29 protein-coding genes and 1 pseudogene are annotated in these 25,764 nt (G+C 58.6%); 10 read left to right on the top strand and 20 right to left on the bottom strand.

Annotated features, from left to right (window positions below):
* Positions 1 to 451 precede the first annotated feature (451 nt).
* A complete protein-coding gene (locus tag AB8A38_RS25630; protein ID WP_309948623.1) occupies positions 452 to 694 on the bottom strand; it encodes a hypothetical protein in 243 nt (80 codons plus the stop codon).
* 761 nt (positions 695 to 1,455) lie between these two features.
* On the opposite strand from AB8A38_RS25630, the gene AB8A38_RS25625 reads away from it, so the two are divergent.
* Positions 1,456 to 2,493 carry an adenosine deaminase gene (locus AB8A38_RS25625; RefSeq protein ID WP_439087861.1) on the top strand — a complete coding sequence of 346 codons (1,038 nt, stop codon included), beginning with the start codon at positions 1,456 to 1,458 and terminating at the stop codon, positions 2,491 to 2,493.
* Between the two features lie 579 nt (positions 2,494 to 3,072).
* Entirely contained in the window at positions 3,073 to 3,249 is a 177-nt protein-coding gene (locus AB8A38_RS25620) for a hypothetical protein (protein WP_309948626.1), read from the top strand.
* Between the two features lie 380 nt (positions 3,250 to 3,629).
* On the opposite strand, the gene AB8A38_RS25615 is transcribed toward AB8A38_RS25620, so the two are convergent.
* Positions 3,630 to 4,055, bottom strand: coding sequence for a hypothetical protein (locus AB8A38_RS25615; protein WP_439087860.1), 426 nt, complete (start codon positions 4,053 to 4,055; stop codon positions 3,630 to 3,632).
* Between AB8A38_RS25615 and AB8A38_RS25610 the strand changes: the two genes are divergently transcribed.
* Positions 4,054 to 4,440 (top strand): hypothetical protein, encoded by a 387-nt coding sequence (locus AB8A38_RS25610; RefSeq protein ID WP_309948629.1) that lies wholly within the window; start codon positions 4,054 to 4,056, stop codon positions 4,438 to 4,440. The genes AB8A38_RS25615 and AB8A38_RS25610 overlap by 2 nt on opposite strands.
* 37 nt (positions 4,441 to 4,477) lie before the next feature.
* Here AB8A38_RS25610 and AB8A38_RS25605 read toward each other — a convergent pair whose 3' ends face one another.
* Complete coding sequence (locus tag AB8A38_RS25605) at positions 4,478 to 4,987, bottom strand: hypothetical protein (protein WP_374725728.1); 510 nt, start codon at positions 4,985 to 4,987, stop codon at positions 4,478 to 4,480.
* Between the two features lie 233 nt (positions 4,988 to 5,220).
* The gene (locus AB8A38_RS25600) at positions 5,221 to 5,565 is read right to left on the bottom strand and encodes a hypothetical protein (protein WP_309948631.1); all 345 of its coding nucleotides are present in this window, start codon (positions 5,563 to 5,565) and stop codon (positions 5,221 to 5,223) included.
* 402 nt (positions 5,566 to 5,967) lie between these two features.
* On the opposite strand from AB8A38_RS25600, the gene AB8A38_RS25595 reads away from it, so the two are divergent.
* A complete protein-coding gene (locus AB8A38_RS25595; protein WP_309948633.1) occupies positions 5,968 to 6,204 on the top strand; it encodes a hypothetical protein in 237 nt (78 codons plus the stop codon).
* Between the two features lie 573 nt (positions 6,205 to 6,777).
* Here AB8A38_RS25595 and AB8A38_RS25590 read toward each other — a convergent pair.
* Positions 6,778 to 7,008 carry a DUF6894 family protein gene (locus AB8A38_RS25590; RefSeq protein ID WP_309948635.1) on the bottom strand — a complete coding sequence of 77 codons (231 nt, stop codon included), beginning with the start codon at positions 7,006 to 7,008 and terminating at the stop codon, positions 6,778 to 6,780.
* A gap of 1 nt (position 7,009) precedes the next feature.
* Positions 7,010 to 7,261: a hypothetical protein gene (locus AB8A38_RS25585; protein ID WP_439087859.1), complete on the bottom strand. Its 252-nt coding sequence runs from the start codon at positions 7,259 to 7,261 to the stop codon at positions 7,010 to 7,012.
* Positions 7,262 to 7,419: 158 nt separating this feature from the next.
* On the opposite strand from AB8A38_RS25585, the gene AB8A38_RS25580 reads away from it, so the two are divergent.
* Both AB8A38_RS25580 and AB8A38_RS25575 read left to right on the top strand, forming a co-directional pair.
* The gene (locus AB8A38_RS25580) at positions 7,420 to 7,740 is read left to right on the top strand and encodes a hypothetical protein (protein ID WP_439087858.1); all 321 of its coding nucleotides are present in this window, start codon (positions 7,420 to 7,422) and stop codon (positions 7,738 to 7,740) included.
* Between the two features lie 383 nt (positions 7,741 to 8,123).
* Positions 8,124 to 8,369, top strand: a pseudogene (locus tag AB8A38_RS25575) (DinB/UmuC family translesion DNA polymerase); the annotation flags it as partial.
* A gap of 5 nt (positions 8,370 to 8,374) precedes the next feature.
* Here the strand turns inward: AB8A38_RS25575 and AB8A38_RS25570 are convergent.
* Entirely contained in the window at positions 8,375 to 10,762 is a 2,388-nt protein-coding gene (locus tag AB8A38_RS25570) for a PAS domain S-box protein (protein WP_439087857.1), read from the bottom strand.
* Between the two features lie 163 nt (positions 10,763 to 10,925).
* Between AB8A38_RS25570 and AB8A38_RS25565 the strand changes: the two genes are divergently transcribed.
* Positions 10,926 to 11,294: a hypothetical protein gene (locus tag AB8A38_RS25565; protein ID WP_309948644.1), complete on the top strand. Its 369-nt coding sequence runs from the start codon at positions 10,926 to 10,928 to the stop codon at positions 11,292 to 11,294.
* A 9-nt stretch (positions 11,295 to 11,303) separates the two neighbouring features.
* On the opposite strand, the gene xth is transcribed toward AB8A38_RS25565, so the two are convergent.
* From xth to AB8A38_RS25545, 4 genes are all read right to left on the bottom strand, one after another.
* The gene (xth, locus tag AB8A38_RS25560; protein WP_439087856.1) at positions 11,304 to 12,074 is read right to left on the bottom strand and encodes an exodeoxyribonuclease III; all 771 of its coding nucleotides are present in this window, start codon (positions 12,072 to 12,074) and stop codon (positions 11,304 to 11,306) included.
* 119 nt (positions 12,075 to 12,193) lie between these two features.
* Entirely contained in the window at positions 12,194 to 14,449 is a 2,256-nt protein-coding gene (locus AB8A38_RS25555; RefSeq protein WP_439087855.1) for a xanthine dehydrogenase family protein molybdopterin-binding subunit, read from the bottom strand.
* Between the two features lie 20 nt (positions 14,450 to 14,469).
* On the bottom strand, positions 14,470 to 15,483 hold the full coding sequence (locus AB8A38_RS25550; RefSeq protein WP_439087854.1) for an FAD binding domain-containing protein: 1,014 nt from the start codon (positions 15,481 to 15,483) through the stop codon (positions 14,470 to 14,472).
* Positions 15,480 to 15,962 (bottom strand): (2Fe-2S)-binding protein, encoded by a 483-nt coding sequence (locus AB8A38_RS25545; RefSeq protein ID WP_170849812.1) that lies wholly within the window; start codon positions 15,960 to 15,962, stop codon positions 15,480 to 15,482. The genes AB8A38_RS25550 and AB8A38_RS25545 overlap by 4 nt, the downstream gene beginning before the upstream one ends.
* A 318-nt stretch (positions 15,963 to 16,280) precedes the next feature.
* On the opposite strand from AB8A38_RS25545, the gene AB8A38_RS25540 reads away from it, so the two are divergent.
* Positions 16,281 to 16,631, top strand: a complete 351-nt coding sequence (locus tag AB8A38_RS25540; RefSeq protein WP_439087853.1) for a hypothetical protein — start codon at positions 16,281 to 16,283, stop codon at positions 16,629 to 16,631.
* A 121-nt stretch (positions 16,632 to 16,752) separates the two neighbouring features.
* Here the strand turns inward: AB8A38_RS25540 and AB8A38_RS25535 are convergent, their stop codons facing one another.
* The 8 genes from AB8A38_RS25535 to AB8A38_RS25500 form a co-directional block, all read right to left on the bottom strand.
* Positions 16,753 to 17,361 carry a cysteine hydrolase family protein gene (locus AB8A38_RS25535; RefSeq protein ID WP_309948653.1) on the bottom strand — a complete coding sequence of 203 codons (609 nt, stop codon included), beginning with the start codon at positions 17,359 to 17,361 and terminating at the stop codon, positions 16,753 to 16,755.
* A gap of 433 nt (positions 17,362 to 17,794) precedes the next feature.
* Positions 17,795 to 18,133 (bottom strand): DUF3147 family protein, encoded by a 339-nt coding sequence (locus AB8A38_RS25530; RefSeq protein ID WP_309948655.1) that lies wholly within the window; start codon positions 18,131 to 18,133, stop codon positions 17,795 to 17,797.
* Entirely contained in the window at positions 18,130 to 18,684 is a 555-nt protein-coding gene (locus AB8A38_RS25525) for a phosphatase PAP2 family protein (protein ID WP_439088604.1), read from the bottom strand. The genes AB8A38_RS25530 and AB8A38_RS25525 overlap by 4 nt, the downstream gene beginning before the upstream one ends.
* Before the next feature lie 79 nt (positions 18,685 to 18,763).
* On the bottom strand, positions 18,764 to 19,018 hold the full coding sequence (locus AB8A38_RS25520) for a SemiSWEET family sugar transporter (RefSeq protein ID WP_439088603.1): 255 nt from the start codon (positions 19,016 to 19,018) through the stop codon (positions 18,764 to 18,766).
* Positions 19,019 to 19,080: 62 nt separating this feature from the next.
* Positions 19,081 to 19,941, bottom strand: a complete 861-nt coding sequence (locus AB8A38_RS25515; RefSeq protein ID WP_068738716.1) for an SDR family oxidoreductase — start codon at positions 19,939 to 19,941, stop codon at positions 19,081 to 19,083.
* Positions 19,942 to 20,052: 111 nt separating this feature from the next.
* Positions 20,053 to 20,214: a DUF2934 domain-containing protein gene (locus tag AB8A38_RS25510; protein ID WP_309948661.1), complete on the bottom strand. Its 162-nt coding sequence runs from the start codon at positions 20,212 to 20,214 to the stop codon at positions 20,053 to 20,055.
* Positions 20,215 to 20,899: 685 nt separating this feature from the next.
* The gene (locus AB8A38_RS25505) at positions 20,900 to 21,115 is read right to left on the bottom strand and encodes a hypothetical protein (RefSeq protein ID WP_439088602.1); all 216 of its coding nucleotides are present in this window, start codon (positions 21,113 to 21,115) and stop codon (positions 20,900 to 20,902) included.
* 96 nt (positions 21,116 to 21,211) lie between these two features.
* Positions 21,212 to 21,436 carry a hypothetical protein gene (locus AB8A38_RS25500; RefSeq protein WP_184511624.1) on the bottom strand — a complete coding sequence of 75 codons (225 nt, stop codon included), beginning with the start codon at positions 21,434 to 21,436 and terminating at the stop codon, positions 21,212 to 21,214.
* A gap of 584 nt (positions 21,437 to 22,020) precedes the next feature.
* Here AB8A38_RS25500 and AB8A38_RS25495 point away from each other — a divergent pair.
* Complete coding sequence (locus tag AB8A38_RS25495) at positions 22,021 to 23,943, top strand: PAS domain S-box protein (protein WP_439088601.1); 1,923 nt, start codon at positions 22,021 to 22,023, stop codon at positions 23,941 to 23,943.
* Between the two features lie 1,159 nt (positions 23,944 to 25,102).
* Positions 25,103 to 25,312: a hypothetical protein gene (locus AB8A38_RS25490; RefSeq protein WP_309943806.1), complete on the top strand. Its 210-nt coding sequence runs from the start codon at positions 25,103 to 25,105 to the stop codon at positions 25,310 to 25,312.
* A 144-nt stretch (positions 25,313 to 25,456) separates the two neighbouring features.
* Here the strand turns inward: AB8A38_RS25490 and AB8A38_RS25485 are convergent, their stop codons facing one another.
* On the bottom strand, positions 25,457 to 25,684 hold the full coding sequence (locus AB8A38_RS25485) for a hypothetical protein (RefSeq protein ID WP_309943804.1): 228 nt from the start codon (positions 25,682 to 25,684) through the stop codon (positions 25,457 to 25,459).
* Between the last annotated feature and the right edge of the window lie 80 nt (positions 25,685 to 25,764).

Below are 25,764 nucleotides of genomic sequence, written 5' to 3'. Positions count from 1 at the left end.
AGCTCGTCTGCAGTTATCCGCTTCCGACTCATCTCATGTCCTTGAAAACCTTACGCCTCTCGTGGGGATCGAACCGAGACCGCTCCCGCGGTGCGCAACCATGGGACGTTGCGATGGTGACACTTGAGCAGGCTCGCTTCATCATCCGTCCCTCTCTTCTAGCCGAACGAAGCGGTTGCGTCTGATCGTTCATGGGCAAAACTTCGCCGCCTTCCGTTGCAAGCGTTGCATCCCGACCCGACGACGCGAAGGCCGAACGTCCGTGTGGGATAGTCCGTGATCGCTCACTGCAAATTCGGGACAGTGGCAGCAGAGACATAGCGTTCTGCGCGCCTCGTGTCGACGAGTGCCGCGTCGGAGGGAGCTTGTCCGCGCGCAAATAGCGACCTCTACGGCCACTGCATCACAGAATCGTCGAATGTTGCAAGGGCGGCGGCAGACCAGTTGGCGTTCAACGGCGCCTAGCGAACAGCATGCCGCCGATGAACGCCACGGCCAACATGCCGAGAGGAGCCGCTTTCGTCACATCCTTCAGCATCCCTACATAGGTCTCCGGCCGCTTGGCGGCATCCACCTTGTCTTTAAGGTATCGACCGACCCGATCCACTTCTTCGACGGCCGCGTGCACGACCCGGGCTGCCGCATCGAATCCCTGCTGTCCGGGCGAGGTCCGGGCATCATCATCATCTGTCATCCGCGTATCCTCCAGGCGCCCAGCGATAGATGGCAAGCACGCCGGAGAGCTTCCGTTCCATTCGCTCGTGTATCGACGCCGCCAACGGCGCGTCGGAGCCGCCTGGACCCACGAGCCGCAGCTAAAGGGTCAAAGCGTCGCTGCTTCCGGACCGCTCATCGTTGAGCCAGGCCTGATTGAACCCCAAGAGCTTTCACGCATCGTGTGTCTGGAGGTGCTCACGCACTACGCGCTTTTCGAACACGACGAAAAGCCGAGCCGCACCTTTCGACCGAAGAGGTCGAGGCGATGATGCGATCACTTTGGACCAGTTGCTAGATTCCAGATACAGGACCAAATAGCTCGCCGGAATTCATTCACCAGCTCGCGCGCAGAGATCACTTCGGCGGCTGCAACTCACCTTTCAACCATCGTACGGCTTGCTCTGTCCTAAGCGGCTCGGGCCGGTCGCAATTGAAGCATTGGAACGTGCGCGGCCCCTTGCCGCCGGGGGGCGGTGCCAAAATCAGATGAGCCCCGCATCGGGGACAGGCTGGTCTTTCGGCTTGACCCATGGACAGATTTTGCGTCCGGGGCGGGAACTTCGTCAACTTCGATTGCAGAGCCGCCGTCTTTCATTGAGGGGCGACTCTCGGCTATGGCTTGCTGCAAATACCGGGAAGCCACGGCGTCTCAGGCGTACGCCTAAACGCTAAGCTGCACACCCGGAGAGCGCATCTGCAAATCGTTCGTCATTACTCTTAAGCTGCTGGACCCTTCTCATGATCGACATCGAAAGCTTCGTGCGGGAGCTGCCGAAAACCGACCTTCACATGCATCTCGAAGGCAGCATTGAGCCTGAGTTGATGATGGAGCTGGCCGCAAGGAATGGCGTTCCACTTCGCTGGGAGACAGCCGACGCTCTGCGTCGCGCGTATGATTTCCGGAACCTCCAATCGTTTCTCGACCTCTATTTTGAAGGCTGCAAGGTCCTGTTCACGGAAAGGGACTTTCGCGACGTCACGCGGGCTTACCTCGCGCGCGCTCGCGAGGATGGCGTGGTGCGCGCCGAGATGTTCATTGGTCCGCAAAGCTTCACGGAGCGCGGTGTACCGATAGAGGCGCTGATGAATGGCGTACTCAGCGCTTTGGAAGGCGCACGTATCCAGCACAACATGAGTGCCGGCTTGCTGATAAGCGTTCATCGGCACCGTACTGAGGTCGAGGCAATGACGGTCCTCGAGCAAATCATGCCGTGGCGAGATAAGATTGTCGGAATTGGCATGGGCGGCGCGGAAATCGGCAATCCGCCCTCTGGGTTTGCTCGATTTTATCAGACGGCTCGCGAGCGAGGTTTTCATACCTGCGTGCATGCCGGTGAGGAGGGACCTGCCGCCTATGTTCGCGAAGCGGTAGAGATACTAAAGGTCGATCGCATAGACCACGGCAACGCTAGCCTGGCCGATCCAGATCTTGTGAGAGACCTAGCTGAACGCGAGATTCCGCTCACTGTCTGCCCGCTTTCCAATCTTCGATTGCATGTGGTGGCGGATATGGCCCAGCATCCACTCAGATTGATGATGGAGGCAGGCTTAAAGGTCACCGTCAATTCCGATGACCCCCCCTATTTCGGTGGCTACGTGACGGAAAACCTCCTGAGTTGTTACAATGCGCTCGATCTGTCGGTTTCCGATATCGTGCGACTTGTGCGCAATGGCATCGAAGCGGCTTTCGTCAGGCCGGAGGAACGAGCCCAGCTCATTGCGCGGCTTGAGCAATACACGGCTTTATTCGGCGCCCATTTGCCAGCAGTCCGCTAGCGAGCGCCAAAGCCGCTTCCCGAGACGGTTTTGATGAGGTGAAAGTTAAGGATCTCGACGGGAAGGTAGTTGAGATTGACCAATTAGAGGTCCAGCCGCGCCTATCAAAGTAGCGAGTGCAGGTTATTTTTTGGGTGGACTAAGGTCAGTCGCACTTAGCCAGCCGCGAACATTGTCGATGCTTGGCGGCGGGCTGCATTTACGGCAGGCAAACTTTCGCTCGCCTCCGCCGGGAGGTAGATCGAAATTCATGGGCCGGCCGCACTTGATGCAAATTGGTCTGGACACGGCTACTCCCGTGCCGCGAAGGTGCGGCGCCGCATTGGACAGCTGCGGTGCCTCGCGTCGAATGGAATATTGCTGCCAATGAAACTATCGGATGGCGGCGCCGCTTCGTGCGTGCATCGGCACTTGACGCGGCTAAGCGAGCTGCCCGGGTGCCAGCCTGCCGTCTGAGGTGTGGGCAGATATATGCCGCCTGCCGCCTGCAAACGTGCTACGCTGACTCATCACCGCGCGACCAAGGACAACTATCGGTGCCGAGAGTCTGGTTGCTCCCGTCTTTTAAGGAGCAGAACGATGCCTGATTATCGCGCCTATATCATAGGAAAAGACGGACATTTCGAAAGTTTCGAAATCATCGCGGCCGCTTCCGACGAACAAGCTTTGAAGGTTGCAGAGAAGCTCGTCGACGGTCACGACGTCGAACTCTGGCACCTTGCTCGCAAGGTTGCAGTGCTCAAGCACAAACCCTAGTCGTGCATCGAACAAAATGTCTCTTCCGCCGTAAACGGTACGTCGGGTTGGAGATGTGGCGTGCCGGACGATCGCGACAAAGAGGAACTCTATCGGAGGCTTGCGCAAGCGCGTCGGCTGACTGCCGAGCCTTTCGATCCGCTTACGGTGGAGCGCCTAAAGGCCTTAGCATTACAGCTTGAAAAGCAACTCGCCCTTGTCGAACTGAACGATACTGATGCCCCAGGGCCAATTGACCTAGATCGAGGGTGACATTCCGGTACCTTAAATCTCATGGTGCTATCTTCATACGTCATCTGTCGATCAGCGGACAAGCGGAAGAGCCCAATGCAGGCCCGCTCCGGTTGCCCGGGGCGGGCGTTTGTGGATAAAGAAGCTCGTTACTGCGCCGAAATCGAGGACTTCGATTTCACCGGCGCAGAGCCAGGCTGATGTTCCATCGTGCGGGTGGTGGACTGGACTTCTTCGCCCGCCTTCACCTTGGTACGGGTCTGTGAACGGCTGAAGGTGCCACCGTCATGGGCCTGGGCCCTGGTGTTCGAGTTCAGCACGGGACCATTGCCCTGATTCACGTGACTGCCCCATTGCGCCTTGCCGCTGGCGGATGCCGCGCTGCCACCGCCGGCAATCGATGAACCCGTCCCCGCCGGCGATGTCGAAGTGCCGCCCGTTCCGACGGTCGAAGCAGACGTCCCGCCAACGGCTGCTGATCCGCCGGTCCCGCCGGAAATGCTCGTCTGAGCGGCCAGAGGAGACGAGGCAGCCAACAAAACGGCGACCGCTGACCATTTGATGCAAGATGTCATGAGTGTTTCCCTTTATGGCGATGAAGTTGAGATGGTGCAGCCGTTCACCGTCACGGTGCTTGAAGTGGTCGCGCCGGGACCCCCGGATGTCGACGATGAACTCGACACGCTGCCGCCGCCTGCCTGGACATTCACCGATGAGCCGCCTGCAGAGCTGCTACTGGAAAGCGAGCCGGTGCTTCCTGTCGTCGAGGATGATCCGGCCGCGGTAATGCTGCCGTCAGCATGCTTCTCGACCGAAACCTTGCAAGTGTCCCCCGAGGAGGTCTTTCCCGTCTTGATGATCGTTTCGCCGAACGCGGACCCGCCCATGACGGCCATCAGCGCCAGGGCAGTAAGCTTCATTGCGTGGGCCATTGTGCTATTCCTCGCTCCAGGATCATGACGAACCGGGAGCGGCAAGCCGCTCCCGGAAATAGCCGTCACTTGTCCTTGTTGTGACCCTTGCCATGCTCCATGCCCTGCGGGCTGGCGTGGCCCGCGGACGAACCCGCCGCACCAACGGTGGATCCGCTCTGGCCGCTGCCCGCCGACGAACCGCCGGTGCCGACCGTCGAAGCAGAGTTGGATCCGGAGCCCGCCGCGGAGCCGCCGGTGCCTACGCTGGATGAACTCTTGCCGCCGCCGGCCGACGTGCCGCCGGTACCCAGCGTCGAGGCCGAGCCGCTGCCGGAGCCCGCGGCCGAACCGCCGGTGCCGACGCTGGAAGAACTCTGGCCGCCGCCGGCGGACGTGCCGCCCGTGCCGAGTGTCGAGGCCGAACCGCTGCCGGAGCCACCTGCCGACGACCCGCCGGTGCCGATGCTCGAACTGCTGGTGCCACCGCCGGCCGATGTTCCGCCGGTGCCGACCGTCGAACTCGACTGAGCGACCGCAAGCGCCGTACCGGCCAGCAACGCAGCAGCGACGGCAGAAATTTTCAAAATCTTCATATTGAACGTCTCCTCTTGGATTTTCTAAAGCGAAGAAAACTACGCGAATGCTAATCGACAAATTTTGAAAACGTTCCAGACTACACTTGCTGAAAATTCCCGACTGTTACCGCGCATATTTGCAGAGCCAAAAACGAAACGGCTGCAGAGATACTCCGCAGCCGCTTTTCTTCAAATCACATCGCCGCACTTGAAAGCGTAGCTGTTCTCTTTATTCATTCGCACCGGGCAACCTACCAGCGCGGGCCGACGCCGAAGCCTACGCCCACACCCCCAGGACCGACGCCGATTCCGACGCTCGGGCCACTGTTGTAGTAGCCGCCGTCATAGTATCCACGGCGTTCGACGTAACGCTCTCGCGGCACGTAATTATAGCGGTCACCGTAGTCTTGTTGAATGACGACACGACGACCGCCGCGGGTGCGATAGCAACGACCGTAGTCGTCGCACACCAAACGCACTTGTTCGATGCCGGTGTCTGGCTGCATCGAATGATTGATGGTGAGCGGCGCCGCGTTGGCTCCCGACGACAGCAAGGCGCCGGCGCCGACAGCGAGTGACAAAACCAAGTTTTTCATGATTCAAACTCCTCCGTGGGTGGAAGCCCAACCCTACGGATTGCCGAATGTTCCCGTCCGAGCGCGCCTGTGCTCTGCAACCGCAACCCAAATACAGACACCCTTATGATCGCACGGGCCATCGGCTCTTTGCGACCAAGGCACCGCGCAATCGTGACGAGGATTACCTCAGATGATCTACTAGCCGCGACCACCAGGGAGAGTATCCGGGATAACTTGGCAATCCGATGCAAATTGCTACGGATTTGTGTTGTGTGAAAGGGCTGCCTGCCCAACCTCCGACCGGTGCCGGCCGTCGCCGGCCACGTCTCACCACCACGGATACCAATCGGGAACTTTCGGAAACTCTACTTATTTAATACGAGCGGAGGTTATGTGCCGCATGCAAATGGAGGAATAATAATGAAAAAGTTTCTTATCGTCTCCGCCGTTTCAGCTTTCGCTGCTACTGCGGCGTTCGGCCAGGGGGCGGTTTCGACTGAATATTATGTGGTCCGCGACGCCAGCACGAAAAAGTGCACCATCGTCGATAAGAAGCCGACGACAACGACCACCACAATCGTGGGCAATGGCACTTTCAAGACGAGGACGGAAGCGGAAACCGGCATGAAGACCATTAAGGTGTGCAGCGAGAACTAACCATCTCTCGAATATGCCGCTGTCGGGTGGCGGTGGATCGCCGCCGCCCGGCAAGCCAACACCATGTTGTCCGCCGTTGTACAAGATTCGTGATCGCAATGAAGCAACGCCCTACGGCTCTACTAAAGAGTATTGGCCATGCGACGCGTCCGGACCCTACCGTGCCCAAATTGCGGAGCCTCCGCTCATTGGATCAGATGCTCCCTCCCCGAGAACGGCTTTGTTGCGCAGGCCTACGAATGTCCAAAGTGCAGCTTCATTCACGCCGCCGTCGAGCCTGATCCCGCGATCAAAGCCCAGGGGTGGTCGAAGGCCGAGCTGCGACCTCCGGAGAGATAGCCGTGACCAGGCGCCTACTTGCGAAACCATGGGATGCGGAAGAGGTCGCCAGGTTGAAAGCCCTGGTCGAACACGGAGCGACTGCTCTGCGAGCCGCCGCAGCGCTCGGCCGGCCATTAACATCGGTGAAAAGGAAGGCGAACGATCTCGGCATTCCGCTGCCAAGCGTTCGCAAGCTAAGGGCTCATCTGCGGGAGAAGGGCGCCATCGAGGCTGGACGACGCCACTAGCGGATCAATCACCCGAGCGAGAATGTTCTTTATGAACCGGCAGGCGAAGCACCTCACGACCGTCCTCTTGGACAACTGAAACAAAGCGCTGCGGCCCGTCGTGATGGGGCGACAGGGCCAAGATGTTGGAGGCGATGAGCCGGGCGTGTGCGATCGCCGCCTCGTCCGTCGCGAAATCAGTGCCGCTATGATCTGGAAGCTTCGTCCCGTCCATCAAATTGAAGAAGTACCGCAATTTACCGAGACCCCTTCTCACGGCGGATGCCCTTGAATTTCTTGGCCACCGCCGTTTTCTTGGCAGTCTTTTTCGTCGCGGCAGCAGCTTTCTTCGGTGCTGACTTCTTAGCTTTCTTAATCGCCATGAACTCGCCGGACGTGGTGTCTCGCTTCGTCCAGGTCGAGGCGCCCTCCATCGTGGTTTTGGTTTGGCTGCGCTTTCTCACCGCGCCTTTGCGGGCATTGTCGCCCGTCGGTTTGTTGGTAGCCATTCATCTCATCTCCAAACACCGTAATACCGCGGACGGAAAACGGGTATTCGATCAATAAGTTCCCAACGGTTTCGGAACGAATCATGCGCAGCTTGAATCGGGCCGTAAGTTGCGTCGGAGTACCAAGTATGCGTCAGTCGGGGTGGACACCATCAATCGTGCCGAACATCGGCGATCAGAACGTTTACCTCGTTCTAGACTGCTTCGATCGATCAGGATGCGCATGGCGCGAGGCTGACGCTGGCGAAACCGATCTCGAGACGGTCATCCGCGATTTGATGTCTGGACAGTACAACGACCCTCAGCGAGTCATTGCCTTCAATACCTTCGAGCATTGGGCCGACGATGTGTCGGAAGACATCGCGCGCGAAATCCGGCGCCGCGCCGATGCCGCCCACGAAGATCTATCATCATCGATCGAGGACTTCGTGGTGCGCCACGCCGGCAGAGAACAACAGCTGAATCTGAGACTGGCATGAGCGACGTCCGGGCTGTCCGATACCGCCGCCTCGCCATGATTGAAAAGGATCCGGAGCGCGCCCGCATCCTGCGGCAGATTGCGGAGGAAGCTGACCGCGGAGTTCTGTGTGTATCCGAGATGCGCAGGCCAGTTGCGGCTCCCTCACCTTCCCTGGTCTCGCCGGCCAGCTGAGGATGCCCTATCGCAAGCAAAAAAGTACCGCAAGGCGTGAAGGCGACCTTCCCCGGATTCGTCGCCCGCGCTTGCATCGTCGATCGGCAAGGCGCCCTATAGGCGATCTTTCCTTCCAAATACGCACCAATAAGCCACGTACTCTTACTTGAAATGCCCGCTTTCCAGCGGGCATTTTTTTGACGCCTAGTTCTGATGGCAGACGTCATGAAAACTGCGGCAAACCGCGGGCGAACCGTCACGCTGAAGGTGAAGTCCGCTGACTTTGAAATCATGTCACGAAGCCAATCAATGCCGACAGCCGTATCAAAACGTGGAGAACTCGAACGGGTCGCAATATCACTTCTCGAGCGCTCAATGCCACTGCCGAAAGCAGTGCGGCTGCTCGGTGTGTCGCTATCGACACTTCGGACGAAGGGGGACGACGCGCAATCCCAGTTCCAATTACCAATCTAGCAGCGCTAGGCCGATTCAATCCGTCGGTCAGTGATCGCCTTGCGCAGCGTGCGCGACAAAAGCTCAACCGAATACGGCTTCTGGATGAGTTCAAAGCCTGCATGGGCGTTTTCGGCTAGAACGTGGCTGTAGCCACTTGTCAGAACGACCGGCAATCCAGGGTATTGGTCGCGGATAATTGTGGCCATCTCCACCCCGTTCATGCCGGGCATGATGACGTCCGAAAACACAAGGTCGAATGCGAATTCATTCTTGGCTAGAACGTCCAGTGCCGCGGAAGCTGACGTCACCCAGTCGGTTGCGTATCCGAGATCCTGCAGAAGCTCTGTCGAGAATCCCCCGACATCCGTATTATCCTCGACAACAAGAACGCGGTGCCCCCGCCCGCTTGTCGCTGCGCTTGCTAATGGCGGCGCGCTGCTTTCGACTTCGGCGCCAGTTTCGGCCCGCGGCAGATAAATTGTGAACGTCGCGCCCGCTCCAAGCGTGCTTTTGACGCCGATCTCGCCGCCCGTCTGTTTGGCGAACCCGAAGGCCTGACTCAAGCCGAGGCCCGTCCCTTTTCCCACGTCCTTGGTCGTGAAAAATGGCTCAAAAATCGCATCCAGGTACTCGCTAGCTATGCCGACGCCAGAGTCAGTTACGGAGACCGCGATGAAGTCGCCCTCCTTCAGAGGATGAGAACGCATCCCCGGGATCGAGTCGACTGCCGCGACACCAATGACGAGGCGCCCTTCGCCGTTCATGGCGTCGCGTGCATTAACAGCGAGATTGACCAACGCGGTTTCGAACTGCGTTATATCGGCCATGGCGAACTGGTCGGCAGCCTCAACTTCCAGATCAATCTGAATCCGGCCGCCGACCAGTGGTCGGATCAGATTCGCCACGCTCGCGACCTGCGTACAAACATTGAAGACGCGCGGAGCAAGCGGCTGTCGGCGAGCGAATGCAAGCAACTGTCCGGTCAGCTTGGCCGCACGGTCAACTGTATCGGAAATCGCGTCGATATACCGCCCTCGTCTCTCATCTGGAAGATCGCGCCGACGAAGAAAATCTGTGGCTGACCTGATAATCGTCAAGAGATTATTGAAGTCGTGCGCCACGCCTCCGGTGAGTTGTCCGACCGCCTCCATCTTCTGAGCCTGGCGCAGAGCGTCCTCGTTCCGGCGACGCTCGGTCACATCGACGGCCTCTGCCAAGACGGCTGTAATCCTACCTCCACTGCCAAATACTGGGCGCATGGCGAGGTCGAGATGCCGCTCCGTCCCGGATAGGTTCAATTGAACTTCGGCGCGCCACGCATCGCCGCTCAGTGCGGTTTTAAACGCGCTGAGAACTCGTTCGGGCATACGGGGCGTCGCAGTAAACCAGGGCGTATCCCAGAACGGCATCCCAAGCACTGTCTTCGCTTCGACCGCGATGGCGGCAAGTGCGACCGCGTTGGCGAAAACGAGCGTACCATCGAGCGCGAGCAATCCCTGATACTGGTTGGTCGTCTCCAAAATGGCTCGTAAATGAGCCTCGTGAGTATGAAGTTGCGCGGTTCGCTCTTCAACCCGCCGTTCAAGCACCTCATTCAACCCACGTAGTTCGATCTCTGCTTCTTTAGCAATCGTGATGTCGTGGGCAACCCCAATAAAGCCGATATGCTTACCCGCCGGGTCCCATCGGGGTTGCGATTCGGATCTGACCCAACGCCACGCGCCATCCGCACGTCGATATCTGCTTTCCAGCACGAACGGCTTTAGGGATGCCTCACCTGCAATGCTCTCGCGCACGACGCGCGCCATATCGTCCGGGTGAAGGATGGTCCTCCAATCGAAAGCCAACGCTTCTTCATATTCAAGGCCAAGAAATTCCAGGTAGGCTTTGTTTGCGAAGGACCGCGTCCGATCAAGACGTGTCACCCACATCGGGACTGGCGCACTGTCGGCGATCAATCGGAACCGCTCTTCACTCTCGCGTAGCGCCTCTCTGGCGATCGCACGTTCCGTGATATCGATATGAGCGCCGATCATCCGCAGCGGTCGGCCTTCTGGATCACGCTCGATACGCGCCTCCGCTACGATCCAGCGAATTTCCCCGTCGTTGGGCCGAATGATGCGATACTCCGAAGAATAACGTTCCGCATTGCTTTTCAGAAGGTCCAGAAATTGCCGCTCAGCGCGCTCCCGGTCGTCCGGATGAAGCCTGGCGACCCAGTCTCCATGTGTCTCGTTTGCAGCTTCAGGGGGTAACCCGTGTATGGCGAGATATTCAGGTGATCGTCGGTTCTGAAATCCATCGCGCAGGTCGACGATCACACCGCCGACTTTCGCGATCCGTTGCACCTCCGCGAGCTCGCTTTCCCGATCGCGCAGGGCCTGTTCGGACGCTGTCAGTTCGTTCGCCACGGCTTCCTCGCCATCATGCGGCGGTCGGCCGCTCTCACACTGCTTAGCAAGGCGCAGGGGGAAAGTCCGCTAAAACGGCGTGCCCTCGGAGATCGCAACTCAATAAACATGATGCAGAGTTCCAGCTTCTCGCCTATCTGGCATTTATGTTAAACATAATCTTATGAAGAAAACGACAGTAGCAAAGCAAAAATCAAAAGGCCGACCTGCGACCGGCCAAACGCCAATGCTCGGCTTTCGCGCCGCGGACGAACTACGCGGCAGGATTGTTCATTGGGCCGAGTTTCAGCCGGACGCTCCGAAACTCTCAGAAGCCGTGCGCCGCCTTGTCGAACTGGGCCTTACCGTTAAACGGTCTCGCAGAAAGAGCGTCGCTCATAGAGCCCGTGCCAGTGAGATGGCCGCCGGCGCAATCGACAAGCTGACGGATAAGGGCGCCAGTGCGGACGATCAGGCCAGTCGGAAGCGGCGCCTACTCAAAGGGCCCGAGGAATTCCGCGACGTCCGGGTTGATCGGAAAGCCAAAAAGTAAGGAGTAGCGCTACTTCAGCACTATCCACGCTGGAGCATGGTCGCTTGCATCCAGCTTGCCGCGCACCTTTCGGTCGACACCGGCCTGCGCAAGCCGCGGACTCAGCGCAGGACTGAGAAGCAGATGGTCAATGCGAAGGCCAGCGTCACGCTCGTAGCGGTTCCGCCAATACGACCAGAACGTATACATCGGCTCATCCGGATGCTGCTCGCGCAGCGCATCGATCCACCCCTTCTTGAGGAGCTTGCCGAACGCCGCCCTGCTTTCCGGCTGCACGAGCGCATCCTTGTCCCACGACTTGGTCGGGTAGATGTCGAAGGGCGTTGGCACGATGTTGAAGTCGCCGGCGATAACAGCAGGAGCACCGGACTTGAGCAGTTTGCCGGCGTGGGCGTTCAGACGCTTCAGCCAGGCGAGCTTGTAATCGAACTTCGGTCCCGGCTTCGGATTGCCGTTGGGTGCGTAGACGCAGCCAACGAGAACGCCGTCGACGGCAGCCTCGATGTATCGGCTCTGGTCGTCGCTCTCGTGACCAGGCAACCGCCTGCGCGTTACCACGATCTTGGATTCTCTAGCGAGGATTGCGACGCCATTCCAAGTCTTCTGCCCAACCCACTCGGCAAGATAGCCCGCCTCACGCAGCGCACTTTCCGGGAATTCGGACCTGGCGGCCTTCAACTCCTGAAGACAGGCCACATCCGGTTTCGACGACTTCAACCATGCCAGCAGATTGGGCAATCGCTTGTTGATATCGTTCACGTTGAAGGTGGCGATCTTCACGCGCTCTCCTGATCCGAGGCTTACGGACATTTAGCTCAGTCATGCAGCGGCCCGGGCTCCAAAGCCGACAAGTGAAGCTCCATCGGCGTATGCCACCCTTGGGTCTGTACGAGATGAACTCAGGACGGTCGTGGAGCGTTCAAAATCTTGTCAATCGTGATGGGAAAATCACGCACCCGCACACCAGTTGCGTGAAAGATCGCATTAGCGACGGCAGACGCGGTTCCCACGATGCCGATCTCGCCCAGGCCCTTGACGCCAAGAGGGCTGACCTTGTCGTCCTTTTCATCGACGAAGATCACTTCAATATCCTCGATGTCGGCATGGGCCGGAACGTGATATTCGCCGAGATTGGCATTCATAATCTTGCCGAGGCGATGATCCGTCATGGCTTCCTCGTGAAGCGCCATGCCGATTCCCATCACCACACCGCCTAGGATCTGGCTGCGGGCCGTCTTGGGATTGAGGATCTTGCCCGCCGCCGCCGCGCACACGACGCGCGTAACGCGAACGACACCCAGATCTTCATCCACGCGCACTTCCACGAACACGGCGGAATTCGTGTAGCTGATGTATTTCAGCATCTGCCGCAGGTTCGGGCTGACTTTGCCCTGCTCGGTGATTTCCGTGAGCTCGGCGGCGTGCATGACTTCGAAAACGGAAAGCCCGCGCGCCGGATCATCCTTCCGGAAGATGCGTCGATCCCGAACCTCGACGTCTTCGAAACTTGCATCCGCAATAGGCGAATTGGCCATCTTCCTGGCTTGCTTGAACAGAGAATGCTTGACCGCCTCACATGCGGCCTGAACTGCCGAGCCGTTTGACGCTGCGGTCCACGAACCTCCTTCGACCGGCGACATCGGCAGAGTCGAATCGCCGATCCTGGCCTGAACGTCTCCGAGTGGTAATCCGAACGCTTCGGCGCCGATCTGCGTCAGGATTGTCCAGGTCCCAGTGCCAATATCGGACGCCGCCGTTGCCACCTCCAGCGTCCCGTCCACCTTGAGAGTCGCAGTAGCCTGGGCCTTTTGCAGGAAGGCGTCCCACATTCCCGTTGAGACGCCCCATCCAATCAGCTCGCGACCCTCCCTCATGGCACGCGGCTTGGGGCTTCGCTTCTCCCATCCAAATGCCGCAGCGCCCTTGCTGTAGCATTCCAGAAGCGCCTTGGATGTGAACTGCTTGTTGGTGTTTTCGTCCTTCGAGGCGAAATTGATACGCCGAATTTCGAGCGGACCGATACCGAGTTCGTATGAAAGTTCATCGAGCGCGCATTCGAGCGCTGTCACGCCGATTGCTGCGCCGGGTGCGCGCATGTCACACGGCGTGGCCGTATCGAGCTTGGCAAGCTGATAGGTCAGCTTGACGTTGTCGCAGTGATACATCATGCCCGACCAATTGACGACAGCCTCCTGATAATCCTCGTAATGGGAGGTCGAGGCAACGGCATCATGCATGATCGACTGCAGCCGCCCATCGCGATCGGCGGCGAGCGAGACGCTGTGGTAACTGTCCGGCCGGTAGCCGATATGAAACATCTGCGCGCGCGTCAGCGACACCCGGACCGAGCGTTCGAGTTCGAGACTGGCCATGACGGCGAAGAACAATTGGTGCTGCGGCCGCAAGCCGGCACCGAAGGCGCCGCCTACATAATGATTGACCAGGCGCACATCCTTGCTACGCAGGCCGAACACTGAGGTGACATAGCCCTGCGCATTCTGCGAGCCCTGCGTCTTGTCATAGATCGTCAGCTTGCCGTCGCCCTCGAACACGCAGGTGGTGGCGAACATCTCCATCGGATTGTGGTGCTCGGCATTGACCCGGTAATCGCGGCTGATCTTGACGGGTGCATCTTGAAACGCCTGCTCAGCGTCGCCGCGCGGGTCCGGCGGCGGCGGAATACCGCTACGCTTCTTCGGAGGCACATAGGCCTCTGCCCGCTTCGCCTCAAGCTCGGTACAATGCGCATCGACATCATAGGCAATGCGAACCAGGGAGCCCGCATCGCGCGCGGCCTCGAACGTTTCGGCGACAATCAACGCGACCGGCTGACCGTCAAACAGGATACGGTCCGAATGCAGCGGCCGGAACGGACGGCCAGGAGGCGCGACTTCGTCCCGCCAGCTACGATCAAGCCATGCCGCCTTGCTGCGATTTTCGTGCGTGAAGATTTCGACGACGCCTGGAAACTGCCTTGCTGCATCCAAGTGCATCGCCGCGATCCGTCCAGCGGCGATCGTACTACCAACGATGTAGCCATAGAGCAGATCGTCAGCAGGATACTCCGCCGCGTAGTGCGCTTGGCCGGTCACCTTCAGCCTACCGTCGACCCGGTTGGTCGGACGTCCGATATGCGTGATTTCACCAACTGACATGCGATGTTCCCGTTAACTTTCTAGTGGAGCGATTTGTCGGCCTGGTCCTGCGGCGTGCCCGCAGCCGCCTGCTCCAGGGCACGAACGATAGCGCGGCGAGCAAGCTCGATCTTGAAGTCGTTGTCACCCTGCCCCTTCGCATCACGAAGAATGAAATCAGCGACCTGCGTAAAGCTCTGGTTGCCGACTCGCTCGCCTTTCAGCGATCTTTCTGCGTCAAAATCCCGCCATGGCTTATGCGCGACCCCGCCGAGCGCGATCCGGACGTCCTGGATGATGCCCTCCTCCACACGCAGCGCGGCGGCGACGGAGATCAGCGCGAAGGCATAGGAGAGCCGGTCCCGGATCTTGAGATAGGTGTGATGGGCACCGAAGTCGGGCTTGGGGATAATGATCGATGTAATGAGCTCGCCCACCTTGAGCGTATTGTCGCGTTCGGGCTCTCCGCCGGGGAGGCGGTGGAAACCAGACATTGGAATCGATCGCTTGCCCTCCGGCCCCTCGACTTCGACGGATGCATCGAGTGCAGCCATCGCGACGCACATGTCCGACGGATGGACCGCAATGCAGCTATCGCTCGCGCCGAGAATGGCGTGAATGCGATTGACGCCGCCAATGGCGGAGCAGCCACTTCCTGGCTGTCGCTTGTTGCAGGCTGTGGACGGATCATAAAAATAATAACAGCGGGTTCGCTGCATCAGGTTTCCCCCGGCTGTAGCTGCGTTTCGCAATTGCGGGGATGCGCCGGCAAGAATGGCGCTTGACAGTATGGGCCACTTTTCCCGAACGTCTCGATGCCACGCCAGATCGGTATTGGTAACCAGAGCGCCGATGCGCAGCGCTCCGCCGGAAGTGATTTCGATCGATTTGAGCGGAAGCCGGTTGATGTCGACCAGCCGCGACGGCTGCGCCACATCGTATTTCATGAGGTCGACGAGATTGGTGCCACCCGCCAGCGCGCGCGCTGCAGGTTCATTCAGCGCCGCGATGGCATCGGCCACTGTGGCCGGGCGGATATATTCGAACCGGTTCATTCGGCGGCCTCCTTCGCCGCGATCCGCGGCATCAGCACGTCCTCGACCGCGTCGGCGATATTGGTATAGGCGCCGCAGCGACACAGATTGCCGCTCATATGCTCGCGTATCTCGGCCCGACTACGGGTGTGACCTTCCGCCAGCAGGCCCGCCGCTGAGCAAATTTGGCCAGGCGTACAGTAGCCGCATTGAAACGCGTCGCGCTCGATGAAGGCGACCTGCAGCGGATGCAGTTCGCCGTTCTGAGCCAGACCTTCGATAGTGGTGATCTCGGCGCCGTCGCGCGATACCGCGAGTGCTAGGCACGAATTGACGCGTTTGCCATCGACGAGCACGGTACAGGCGCCGCATTGTCCCTGATCGCATCCCTTCTTAGTCCCGGTGAGCGAGAGGCGCTCGCGCAACAGGTCTAGCAGCGTCACCCACGGCTCTACTTTGAGCTCATGCAACGTTCCGTTGATCGTCAGGGAAATTGGGATCTGTGGGTGAGGTGGAATCTGGTTCACGGGGCGCCTCGCTATGCGTTCGCCATCAGAACCATTCTAATCGTAGGATGTTCCGTTTTCTTCCGCCCTCAGGATCGGCTTGCCCGCACCGGTCGGCGAGGCCAACCTTACTGCTTCTGGCGTCTCAGGCGCGCCGTGGGAAGGCCGCCAGGATGCTGTCGGAACCGCCTCTGGCAAATGGGTGAAGGAGACGCGAGTGTTGTTCCACCGTTGCGTGATGTCCGTCGCCAGGAACAACAAACGAGCAAGTTAATTCATCCAGCTCGGGGCATGACAACGAACGAGGACAATATGAAGAAGACGTTGATAGCAGTAACGGCAACAGCACTGATGATTGCTCCTGCTGCGTTCGCACAGAGCGGTGCAAATCCGAGCGCGCCTCAGGTCAATTCCGCAGGCAACGGCGTTACACAGCCCGGCACCACCAGTACAGGGACGGCAGTCGATCGCCCGACATCGAGCACTCCACACGCGGCGCCGCACGCTGCAGGATCGCAGACTGGCAACAATGCGAGCTCCCTTAGTGGATCGAACGCAGCGACTGGAACTACCGGGTCTAACAGCTCTGCCGAAGGTCGCACTTCGGGCGGCGGCGGCGGTGCTGGTGGTGGCGCAGGTGGTGGTGCCGGCGGCGGCAACTAGCGCGTGATGCCAGCCAGAAGGAGACCCCGATGATCGGGGTCTCCTCTTTATGGGTCTTGGTCGCCCGCTCCGGTGGCGCGCGCCAAACACTTCGCCCGTCCGGCCCTAGCCCTGACTGCATTCAAGCCTGCGACCATCTTTTAAGGATTTCGGCACAATCTGCCAGTTCGATCTGTAGGTCGAAACGCTGGGCGTACAAGCCAAGTAAGGCATCGTGAGTTTCGTCAGCTGAGCTGCATATCGCGTCTTGGGCAACGATGATTCGATAGCCCAGATCAACGGCACTCAAGATGGTTGAGAGAACGCAGACGTCAGTCTCCGCGCCGCTCACAATCAAGGTATTGACGTTACCGTCTTGCAGAATAGCGTGAAGTCTTCCATTCGAGAACGCAGAATACGCAGACTTGTCGCAGACAATCGCCGGTGGGACATGTCGCTGCAAAGGGGGCATAAGCTCGAGGAGGTGCGGGTCCAGACGTTCGCGCGTGACCAACCGCCATTTTTGGAAGTAGCTCTGCCACATCCCATTTGCATGCTCGGGCGACGCCGGGGGAATAAAGCGCGTAAAGACAGTCCGTGCCGGGTCACGCTCGACGAGGCTTTCCACCGCCGGCATGACACGTTCGAGCCAAGGCGTCGGCCAAGGCCCTTCGGGACCGAACAGCCTCTGCATGTCCAGACACAAGTGCACTGCCCGACTGGTGTCTATTCTTGATCGGAGCTCGCCCATCTCAGGTCCACGTCCTGCGAAGTCTCTTGTAAGTCCACCAGCAAGAACCTGCGGTCGCCGCCCATACCAGAGATGCCAGCGCCAAGCTGCTCCAGGGAGCCGCGGCATTTAGGAGGAAAACTGTGAGAGCGAACGTAACGAGACCCATGCTTCCCAGAGCCGCTCCGGCGGCGTCGAGCGCAGCGGCGTCTTCACCGCGTCTCTTGCCCTGCAGACCAACTTCCGTCTTGCGTCGCCTTTCGTGCGACTCGACCAGCGTGGCACTGGCGCAGAGCATGGCTGGAAATGCCAGAAACAGACCGCCGACGCCCGGCCCACAACGTGTGCCGATCAGACCCGTTATTGCAGTCGATGCTCCGCCCAGTAGGAACCGGACGATGTATTCGTACCAGTGACCATCGCTCAACGACGAGAATGAGACTCGAACAAGCATTCAGCCCACCATCCCATAGAGGCCAAACGCGACTACCAGCCACAGGGGAAACCCGAGCAGAGTAACAGATAGAACTGACAACCCCGTGCGTTTGAGTAGATGGCACGTCACGAAGCAGAACACGAGAAGAGCGGTCGCGCCGGCCATCATCCAAGCAGCCAGCGTAGAGACGTAGTCCGGTCCGTGCCTGGAGATAGCAAGCGCGAGCGAAACCAGGGCCACCGATGGCGCGGCGCCGAAGAGCCCCGCGAAGGACTTAGGCCGTAGCACGTCTCCGAGCAGCGCGAATATCGAAACGACTGCCCCTCCAACGAAAAATCGGACGGCGTAATCCGTCATGGCGTCGTCGTCTCCTTGCTGTAGCCGGTCCAGCGTCTCAATAGCCGATCAATCAGATATCCGCTGGCGAAGCCCGCGACCACATCGCTCGTCCAATGCGCGAGAACATAGATCCTCGTCAGCGAGATCCCGACCGCAGCCGTCCAGGTCAGCTCGCGATACGGCCGATCGAATGAGGATGCTGCGCTCGCGAGAGCCCCCATATGCATCGCATGCCCCGAGGGGAACGCATCATTCGGGCGGCCTGAGATCGGTACTCCGTGTAGATGGCCAAGAATGGTGAGCCTATCCGGTCGACGTTGATTGAAAACATGCTTCAGTGCATGTGGCACAACGGCCGTGGCCACCGAGGCCGCCAGAAAATGCGTACCGACAGTTCGCTTCCGGGGGGAGCCGCTACGCGACAGGAGCCAGAAGGCCGCTGCAGCAACAACGAGAACATGCTCGTCCGCGCCCCACGTCAGAGCTTCGGCCACTTGTTCGCTTGTGGCATGTGCGTGCCGAACGGCGGTTGCTGCGACCTCGCGATCAAGGAGAGTGGGTGGTACCATTATTGGCCGCATGGCATCTCCGTATGACACCTAGATAACAGGCACTCTAAACCCTGATCATGCAGCCAGGTTCCGCTCCCTATGCAGAGTCCTCCCCGCGAATGTCTCGTATTTTACAGCCGAGCACGGTTGCTGTCAGCGCACAGCCGATACTGTTCGCCAGAACGATGATCCAGTCGCCCTTGAGTAGACCGTAGGCGATCCAGAGACCGAGGCCTGATGTCAGCACCACAAGCATCTTGAGCGACAGATCTTTGGTTGAGCTCCGGGGCAATGCTTTCCGGACCTGTGGAACGTACGACAGCGAAGTCAGGACAGCGGCGAACCCTCCCACCCACGGCAAAATGCTGGACACCGATGAGACCCCACTGCTTTGCCGCGAAACGCTCGATCCGATTAGATGAAAGGTTTGCCGCCTGTAACGGCGATCGTGGCCCCGGAAACGTAGCTTGAGAGTGGATCTGCGAGCATCACGTAGGCGGTTGCAAGCTCTGCGGGCTGTCCGGGACGTTGCATCGGCGTCTGCTTGCCGAAATTTCTAACGGCTTCGTCTGGCATAGTGGATGGAATGAGCGGCGTCCAAATCGGTCCCGGTGCGACCGCGTTTGCGCGGATGCCCTTATCGGCCAACATCTGCGCCAAGCCGCCTGTGAAATTCTGAATGGCCCCCTTCGTCGTTGCATAGGCCAGCAAGGTGGGGTTCGGCATATCCGAATTGACCGACGCGGTATTGATGATCGCACTTCCGGGCTTCATGTGAGGCACGGCGGCCCTTGTCAGGTAGAACATTGCATAGATATTTGTCCTAAACGTCAAATCCCACTCGTCATCGGAAATGTCGCCGATGTCCTTGAACGTCGCTTGATGCGCGGCGTTGTTAACGAGGATGTCGATCCCACCCAATTCCCTTACCGCCTTATCGATAATCACGTCGCAATGGCGCCGATGCTGGATGTCACCTGGCACCATTATGGCCTTGCGGCCTTCGCGCTCGATTAAAGCTTTAGCTTCGAGGGCATCCTCGGTCTCATCGAGATAAGAAATCAAGACGTCGGCACCTTCGCGTGCGTAGGCCAACGCGACAGCGCGGCCGATCCCGCTGTCGCCACCGGTAATAACCGCTCTCATGCCCTGCAATCGACCACCCCCCTTGTAGCTGCTCTCGCCATGATCGGGACGAGGCTGCATGGCCTCCGTTCGGCCGGGCATCGGTTGTTTCTGGGAAGCAAACGGAGGCGCGGGATAAGAATGGGGCATGAACCAGCTCCTAGATAAGTGCCAATCGAAAACGCTTGATTGGATGCAGCGTTCCGCCGGTGGCGACATCGCCCGCCCAATGACGAAGGGGCGCTTGGGCAGCGCTTTTTCCTACTCTGGCATCGGTTTCGGGTCTTCGTCGCCAGGCGCATCGCTTTCGAGCTCGCTTTTGGCCTGGTGCCAGAAGTCATCGGCCTTACCTTCCGGGCGACCTTCCCTTTCCCAAAGTTTGTGAGCGTACTCTCGGATCTGTTCGTCAGAGTATCGGGGCATCGGCCTCTCCTCAAAAACGGATAATTGCGGCGGCGAATCGCTTTGGAACAATCATGCAGGCGGTCGCATCGATCGCTATAATTGCTTGTGCGCTTAAGACGCCACTATGTGACCAGTTCCCCGTCCAAGAATATTCCGTTAGGACTGTCGCTCCCGAATGAACCTTTCTCTCGTCCGCGCAGCAAAGCGCTGTCACGAAAAAGGGGCCTCGCATGGCTTTTCGCGAATCCATCAGCCGGCTTTTTGGCCGCACCCTCACACGGAAGCTGCCGAGCGTACCAACAGCTTAATGCCTCGACGGACGAGTTCATTCGGCTACTGCATACCAACGGCCATGACAGCAAAAGCTCCGCCGCGTTTGGAGCGATGGCAGGGCCATCGGAACGGCCAACATGCGAACAGGACGCTCAACCTCAAAAGAGGAAGGAATGTAAGTCGAAGTAACAGACGGCAACGTGATCGGCGTCTCCAAGCGGGTACGTCGCCACCAGCTGAGGGTCGGCTAGGTTTTGAAAAACAGGAAATATACAACGGCAAAGGCGGCCACAACTAAGCCAAGGCTCCAAATTAAAACGTTGCGAACCGACGGCCCTGGCTCGGCGCCGCGTGCTTTGCGCGCTGACTTTACTTCGGCGCCATCATCATCTCGTCCCAATTCATATCCTTTCACGGAGCTTGAGCCCCCTCAATTTGTTGCACCGCCAAGTGCTGTCTTGTTTCCGGCTTCGCTGCTCGGGGCGCTGACATGGACTTCGTGTCCCTGCCGGATCGCAAGAGACGCTGCAGCGACGGCTGCTTCGAAAGCAGACTCTTTGGTCAGGACTTCCCCTTCCACGTCTCCATCGTGCAGAACGCCCCAGCCATCGTTAGATTCGATGACGGCATAAGTTGCTAAACCCATAGTGTCCTCCGGAATAACTGTCGGGAACAAGCCACTGCTAGATTCATGTTTCCCAAAAGCGTCACGCTCGACGATCTCAAAAGGCAAACGTCCTAATCATCGCCGCCGTGCCAGTGCCCGGCCAATGAGAAATGCAGCCAACAACATACCGAGCGGAGCTTCACGCGTAAGCTTGCTTAATATGTCGAGCGGCTTGCCGGGCTTTTTGCCTTCCTCGATTGCTTCTCCTATTGTTGATGCGACGGCTTTGACACCATCCGCCACGGTGGCCTTCAGATCTGACAATTGATCACTTACGCGTGGCGTGTCTTGATCGGTCATGGTGCGTCCTCATCGGGTCGTTGCACAAGCATTCACTATGAGTATTGTTCCGGGCAAGACGGTTCTTCCCGGTCCAAGATCATTCCCGTTGCGCTTTGAAAACCTGGTCCGGCGGTTCGCGCGAGCCGGCGTCACGCAGAATAAGCGCTCTGCCGGGTAGCAACGGCAGGACTACAGCGCCGAGAATGTAGGGCCTAGGGAGCATCGCCTTACACCTTCGAGCATTGGGCCGCCAACGTTTCGGAAGAGATCCGGCGCTGCGCTGATGCTGCCGTCGAAGATCTTTCACCCGCATCAGCCTCGCGCCAAGCGCACCCCGATTGCTCGAAGCAGTCCGCGGCTTAGGCGATCCTCCGGCCGGCCGCTTTGCCCTCTTCTAGAAATTTGAATTTATCGCCGTAACGAGCGGCTAATCTGAGACGGCAGAGATAACTCTTAAAGCAAACTTTGGTTCCGAATCTGACGGTAAAAGTGTTCTTGTGCCGCGTATGTGGGGGAGCCTACTCTGACTTGCGACTCCCGTGCCGCTAAACGATGGCAGTTATCGCCCTCTACCAGAGGGATTGGTTCGCGGAAAGTGAATGATGCCAAAAACAAAAAACGAGCGCAATCTTTTAGAAAGCGAACGCGCCTTCCGACTTCTCGTTCAAGGCGTCACAGATTATGCGATTTATCTGCTCGACCCCAACGGCATCGTATCAAACTGGAATGCAGGCGCCGAGACGATCAAAGGGTATGGCGCAGACGAAATCGTGGGCCAGCACTTCTCGGTGTTCTATCCGCCGGAGGATCGCGAAGCCGGACTTCCCGCCACCGCATTGGAGGCCGCACGCCGGAATAAGCGCTTCGAAGCGGAAGGCTGGCGGATGCGGAAAGACGGTACGCGGTTTTTCGCGTCCGTGGTTATCGACACCATCTATGAAAACGATGTCCTTGTCGGCTTTGCCAAGATCACGCGGGACATCACCGAACGGATGCAAGCCCGCTCCGCATTGAGCGAAAGCGAAAATCTTTTTCGCCTGTTAGTGAGCAATGTCACGGACTATGCGTTATACATGCTTGATCCGGAAGGTCATGTCACCAGCTGGAACCTCGGCGGTCAGCGGATCAAAGGCTATCTTCCTGACGAGATTATCGGTCAGCACTTTTCGCGCTTTTATACCCCCGGCGACCGGGACGCGGGAAAACCAGCGCGTGCTCTCAGCATTGCACGTGAAAAGGGCCGTTACGAAGAAGAAGGCTTACGCGTCCGCAAAGACGGCACGTTCTTTTGGGCGAGTGTGGTCATTGATCCCGTCCGCAATGACGCAGGCGAGCTGATCGGGTTTGCCAAGATTACGCGCGACATCACAGAGCGACGTCAAGCAGCACAGCAGCTTGAACGTATGCAAAAGCAGCTGGCGGAAGCGCAGAAGATGGACGCGCTCGGTCAGCTGACCGGCGGAGTGGCTCATGACTTCAACAACCTCCTTATGGCAATCACTGGTAACGTTCGGCTGATCAAACGGCATGCCATTGTCCCCCGCGTGATCGAAGCAGCAGGAGCGATTGAGGCAAGCGTTCGTCGCGGCGCGGCACTTACTCGTCAGTTGCTGACGTTTGCGCGGCGTCAGCAAGTCGCTCCGACGCTGCTCAATCTTGAAGAGACCGTGCAAGCTGTACGCGAGGTCTTGGCTACCGTTCTGGGTAGCGCGATCAAGCTCGAAATCTCCGTACCGGCCGGAGTTTGGCCAATCTTCGCGGATCCAACCGAACTCGAAACTGCACTCATCAATCTCAGCATCAACTCTCGTGACGCCATGCCCGACGGGGGCACCTTGACGATTACGGCAGCAAATTACCGAGTCAGGGATGGAGAGGATAAAGGCGAGTACGTGCAGATCAAGGTGGCTGATACCGGCGCAGGTATTCCCGAGGATGTCATTGCGAAGGTGTTCGATCCGTTTTTCACGACCAAACCCGTCGGCAAAGGAACAGGATTGGGACTCTCACAGGTGCATGGCTTTGCCAACCAGGCCGGCGGTCGTGTCGAAATCCAAAGCGAGCTCGGCGCTGGCACGGAAATCACCATTCGGCTTCCGCGTGGCGAAGGCCATGCAGGTGCGCACGAAGCAGAGGTTCTGGCCAAAGGCGCCGGCAATGTCCTTCTTGTTGAAGACAATCCGGATGTTGCCACCGCCAGCGCCGTATTTCTGGAAGAGTTGGGATATCGCGTGAAATGCGTACCGGACGCGGAGTCCGCATTGCGCGAGATCGAGCACGACGGCATCGACCTCGTTTTCAGCGATGTCGTGATGCCTGGAAAAATGGATGGTCTCGGCCTGGCCCGCCATCTTAGGCAGAATTACCCGAACATCCCCGTCGTTCTCGCAACGGGCTACAGTGAAGCAGCGCGGAAACTGGGCTCTGAATTTTTGCTGTTGCGAAAACCTTACGAGCTTCATGAGCTGAGTAGTGCCTTACAGACAGCCCTTCACCAAAGATCGAAGGGTGCTCTATTAAATTGAACCACAATCAATGCACCGGATCTTACGCCCACCTGTCTTGACTAGTGTCAGCCTCATCGGTTCATGACACTTTGCCTGCCATGGCGAGAGCCGATGGAGCAAGGCGAAGGTCCCTCATGGGTTCGCGATGCGACGATGCCTTCGATTGCGTGGCCGTAATTTTATCTAAATGCAGAGTGTTGAGAACTCAGTTTAGATTGGAACGCATCTGCGAAAGGAACGTAGTAAGGGCGCCATGTCCCTTCTGTCAGACTCCACGTTGCAGATCGTCTTGCTTACCGCCTTGTTCGCTGTCATTGAGGGCCGCGACGCCGTTTCGCGCCAGCTTTGGAACGTGCTTTTGAAGATCAAACTGTTTTCGCGTTCATCAGCGTGGAAGTGTTTGCCATGGTCACAAAGGACGGAACCACAATCCCCGGGATAGACGCCGAGCAGGTGGCCAAGCTTGAAATTGCACGTCGGATTTTGGAGCAGGCACGGGCTATCCTAGCAAAGGCGGCGAAGGACTAGGCCTCGCTTCCTCCTTCACGGCCTGCCCCGTTGCGCCCATCTTGCGGCCGGCGGTCGGCAACGGGACGCCAGCGGGCCAGCGGATCGCCTCAATGGGGCGGGACTTTGGGATCTTGGTGGCGTTGAGCCGCCGCGGCAGTAGTAATAGTGCGCGTCCTCGGAGAGCGTGACGTGGCCGCCACCGGTGCGGCTGCGCACCGCCCTTGCCGGCAGCATTACGAAGCTGGCGGTCGAGCGAGTTTAACTGTTTGGTTTCTTTATCAGCGCTCAACGCCGACCTTGCAGGCCGTCTGCATATGCGGGCCGTCCTTATTCTCGAACGCTAGCGTTTCTCTTTTCAATCAATCTGTCTTTCGCTTGGAACCGATGGCAGACGGGTCTGCTCGATCGAGGGACCATGTCAGCGGTACGTCTTGGGAACAACGCTAACAATATTCGCTTAGTCATACCGTGAAGGCGCCGGACTCTTGAACTATCTTTCGCGGTCTCAACGATCGCCTAGCTCTCCGCCACTTGAGCCTTGGCCATCTAACAGACCTTTTCCGGCGTGCTTGCGCCTGGGCGATGACTATCGCTTGGGTCTCATTAGAGGCAGCGTCTTTGCCCGCGATTCACCAGCAAGGGCCGTTAAGCGGCCGCGGAGCGTTTCATGAAGACTGCACTAGGAAGTGACCCGAGACTTAACGGCGATGGTCTCGTCGATCGTTTCAAAGATCAGTTGCTGATCGTTATGTTGAAGCGGCTTGGCGGCGGTCCATTACGGATTCCAATCGAGGAGATGGACCGGACTGGAATGGACCTAGCGTCGTTTCGCCTTGTCGGCGACGACTTCGTCGTAAGTTTATTCAAACCGCATTAGGTTGGCCGCGGCCCGCTGGCGCCTACGGCCCGTCGCACGTGCGTTGGTCCTTCGAACGATCGACTAGATAATGCTTAAAAAGAAAGGCCGCATCGCCCATGACGACGTGGCCTTTGTCCTATCTGCTTATTGTAGGACAGTGCCCTACCGGTTTCCGAAATACGCCTGAGCCTGCTTCAGAGCCTCGGACGGGTCGTCGAACTTGTCGCCGGCGAAACTCTTCATGGGGCTCCAGTGCGGTCCGTGAGCGGTGATATGGAACCACCCATCCTCCCCGCGTCGGACGCGTCCGACGATCTCCTGACGCTCGGCCCAGACGAGCAGCCACGTCTCGGAGTTCTCGTTGTGTGGCTCAAGCTCGATGGTCGCCATATAGTTCGTCCAAAAGGAGTGCCCGAGGACAACGCTAAGATTGGGAGTCGTTCCAGCAGATCGGAACTATCGGTGCGCTG

This window comes from Tardiphaga sp. 839_C3_N1_4 (assembly GCF_051811045.1).
Lineage (GTDB): Bacteria > Pseudomonadota > Alphaproteobacteria > Rhizobiales > Xanthobacteraceae > Tardiphaga.
Note: the sequence above shows the minus strand (reverse complement) of the source record. Positions and strands in the feature narration are given on the sequence as shown.

Excerpts from the sequence above, each read along its gene's own strand:
- AB8A38_RS25630 (WP_309948623.1), bottom strand. The coding sequence starts at position 694 with ATGACAGATGATGATGATGCCCGGACCTCGCCCGGACAGCAGGGATTC.
- AB8A38_RS25625 (WP_439087861.1), top strand. The coding sequence starts at position 1,456 with ATGATCGACATCGAAAGCTTCGTGCGGGAGCTGCCGAAAACCGACCTT.
- AB8A38_RS25620 (WP_309948626.1), top strand. The coding sequence starts at position 3,073 with ATGCCTGATTATCGCGCCTATATCATAGGAAAAGACGGACATTTCGAA.
- AB8A38_RS25610 (WP_309948629.1), top strand. The coding sequence starts at position 4,054 with ATGAGTGTTTCCCTTTATGGCGATGAAGTTGAGATGGTGCAGCCGTTC.
- AB8A38_RS25615 (WP_439087860.1), bottom strand. The coding sequence starts at position 4,055 with ATGACATCTTGCATCAAATGGTCAGCGGTCGCCGTTTTGTTGGCTGCC.
- AB8A38_RS25605 (WP_374725728.1), bottom strand. The coding sequence starts at position 4,987 with ATGAAGATTTTGAAAATTTCTGCCGTCGCTGCTGCGTTGCTGGCCGGT.
- AB8A38_RS25600 (WP_309948631.1), bottom strand. The coding sequence starts at position 5,565 with ATGAAAAACTTGGTTTTGTCACTCGCTGTCGGCGCCGGCGCCTTGCTG.
- AB8A38_RS25595 (WP_309948633.1), top strand. The coding sequence starts at position 5,968 with ATGAAAAAGTTTCTTATCGTCTCCGCCGTTTCAGCTTTCGCTGCTACT.
- AB8A38_RS25585 (WP_439087859.1), bottom strand. The coding sequence starts at position 7,261 with ATGGCTACCAACAAACCGACGGGCGACAATGCCCGCAAAGGCGCGGTG.
- AB8A38_RS25565 (WP_309948644.1), top strand. The coding sequence starts at position 10,926 with ATGAAGAAAACGACAGTAGCAAAGCAAAAATCAAAAGGCCGACCTGCG.
- AB8A38_RS25555 (WP_439087855.1), bottom strand. The coding sequence starts at position 14,449 with ATGTCAGTTGGTGAAATCACGCATATCGGACGTCCGACCAACCGGGTC.
- AB8A38_RS25550 (WP_439087854.1), bottom strand. The coding sequence starts at position 15,483 with ATGAACCGGTTCGAATATATCCGCCCGGCCACAGTGGCCGATGCCATC.
- AB8A38_RS25540 (WP_439087853.1), top strand. The coding sequence starts at position 16,281 with ATGAAGAAGACGTTGATAGCAGTAACGGCAACAGCACTGATGATTGCT.
- AB8A38_RS25535 (WP_309948653.1), bottom strand. The coding sequence starts at position 17,361 with ATGGGCGAGCTCCGATCAAGAATAGACACCAGTCGGGCAGTGCACTTG.
- AB8A38_RS25530 (WP_309948655.1), bottom strand. The coding sequence starts at position 18,133 with ATGACGGATTACGCCGTCCGATTTTTCGTTGGAGGGGCAGTCGTTTCG.
- AB8A38_RS25525 (WP_439088604.1), bottom strand. The coding sequence starts at position 18,684 with ATGGTACCACCCACTCTCCTTGATCGCGAGGTCGCAGCAACCGCCGTT.
- AB8A38_RS25515 (WP_068738716.1), bottom strand. The coding sequence starts at position 19,941 with ATGCCCCATTCTTATCCCGCGCCTCCGTTTGCTTCCCAGAAACAACCG.
- AB8A38_RS25510 (WP_309948661.1), bottom strand. The coding sequence starts at position 20,214 with ATGCCCCGATACTCTGACGAACAGATCCGAGAGTACGCTCACAAACTT.
- AB8A38_RS25505 (WP_439088602.1), bottom strand. The coding sequence starts at position 21,115 with ATGGGTTTAGCAACTTATGCCGTCATCGAATCTAACGATGGCTGGGGC.
- AB8A38_RS25500 (WP_184511624.1), bottom strand. The coding sequence starts at position 21,436 with ATGACCGATCAAGACACGCCACGCGTAAGTGATCAATTGTCAGATCTG.
- AB8A38_RS25495 (WP_439088601.1), top strand. The coding sequence starts at position 22,021 with ATGCCAAAAACAAAAAACGAGCGCAATCTTTTAGAAAGCGAACGCGCC.
- AB8A38_RS25490 (WP_309943806.1), top strand. The coding sequence starts at position 25,103 with ATGAAGACTGCACTAGGAAGTGACCCGAGACTTAACGGCGATGGTCTC.
- AB8A38_RS25485 (WP_309943804.1), bottom strand. The coding sequence starts at position 25,684 with ATGGCGACCATCGAGCTTGAGCCACACAACGAGAACTCCGAGACGTGG.